Source organism: Streptomyces sp. NPDC005775, from assembly GCF_042871565.1.
Lineage (GTDB): Bacteria > Actinomycetota > Actinomycetes > Streptomycetales > Streptomycetaceae > Streptomyces.
In genome coordinates this window covers 1-1,404 of record NZ_JBIAIU010000037.1, presented here as the reverse complement: position 1 = coordinate 1,404, position 1,404 = coordinate 1, and the positions used below count along the sequence as shown (strand labels likewise).

Sequence of the window (1,404 nt, the reverse complement as noted above, 5' to 3'; positions counted from 1 at the left end):
AGTGGGCGGTTCGTGACTCTATGAGTGATTTTGGCGTCACCTGATGGTGTGGGTGAAACACAAACGATCCGGTCCGGTGCCGGTGGCCTGCTGGAATCGGTGGGTGAGTGAACGCAAGCCGTACCAGAGCGACTTGTCCGACGAGCAGTGGGCGTTGATCGAGCCGATGCTCACGGCCTGGAAGGACCGGCACCGTTCCGTGAGCGGCCACCAGGGCCGCTATCCGATGCGGGAGATCGTGAACTCGATCCTCTACCAGTCCCGGACCGGCTGTCAGTGGGCCCTGCTGCCGAACGACCTGCCGCCGAAGAGCGCGACGTACTACTACTTCGCCGCCTGGCGGGACGACGGCACAGACCGGCAGATCCATGAACTCCTCCGCTGCCAGGTGCGGGATCGGAACCGGCGATTAGAGGACCCGACCCTGGTGATCCTGGACACCCAGAGTGTCCGGGCGGCCAACGGGGTCCCCGCGGTCACGACGGGCAAGGACGCCGCGAAACGAGTGCCCGGCCGCAAACGGGGACTGGCCGTGGACGTCCTCGGCCTGGTCATCGCCGTCACCGTGGTGGCCGCGAGTGTCCACGACAACGCTGCCGGCATCGCGCTGCTCGACCAGGTCGCCGTCGCGGCCGGCGGCTCGGTCAGTAAGGCCCTGGTCGACCAGGGCTTCAAGAACCAGGTCGTCACGCACGGGGCCGCCCTCGGTATCGACGTCGAGATCGTCCGGCGCAACCCTGAGGAGCGGGGATTCGTTCCGCAGCCGAAACGGTGGCGGGTGGAGCAGACGTTCGGGACCCTGATACTGCACCGGCGCCTGGTCCGCGACTACGAACACCGCCCGGCCTCCTCCACTTCACGTGTCTACTGGGCCATGACCCACGTCATGGCCCGTCGGCTCACCGACGCGAGCGCGCTCACCTGGCGCGATCCGCAGGTGGTCGGCGCGTGAACCTCAACCCCCTCCTCCAGGCGCTCGACCTTCAACAAGACGCAGTCCGGGTCCTGGCTGACGATCTCCGCACCCAGATCGACACCGTCCAGGCCCAGCTCCACGAGGCCGAACTGCGGCTGGAACACCTCGCCATCACCCGCACTACCATCACCGGCCTCGCCGACCGAATCCCTGCCCAGAGCGCCGACCCATCAGGGAGTCTGGAGCTGCCCGAGCACCCGGACTACCCACGCATCCTCGCCGTCTTCAACGACGCCACCGGCCCACTGAGGGCCCGCGACATCTGCCAGGCCCTCGACTTCGAGCTCCTGCCGAAACACATCGAGCGCACCCGAGCCAAGATGAAACGCCTGGTCACACTAGGAATCCTCACCGAAACTGAGCCCGGCACCTTCAGTAAGCAGCACTAGCCAAACCAGGAACGGACATCAACTCACGAACCGCACACT

Annotated in this window: 2 protein-coding genes; both read left to right on the top strand. The window is 66.2% G+C overall.

Going from position 1 to position 1,404, the window contains the following annotated elements; genetic code table 11:
* The first annotated feature begins 103 nt into the window (after positions 1-103).
* Entirely contained in the window at positions 104-952 is an 849-nt protein-coding gene (locus ACFYPA_RS37070; protein WP_389137056.1) for an IS5 family transposase, read from the top strand.
* A complete protein-coding gene (locus tag ACFYPA_RS37065; RefSeq protein ID WP_389137053.1) occupies positions 949-1,365 on the top strand; it encodes a hypothetical protein in 417 nt (138 codons plus the stop codon). Before ACFYPA_RS37070 ends, ACFYPA_RS37065 begins: the two co-directional genes overlap by 4 nt.
* Positions 1,366-1,404: the final 39 nt, after the last annotated feature.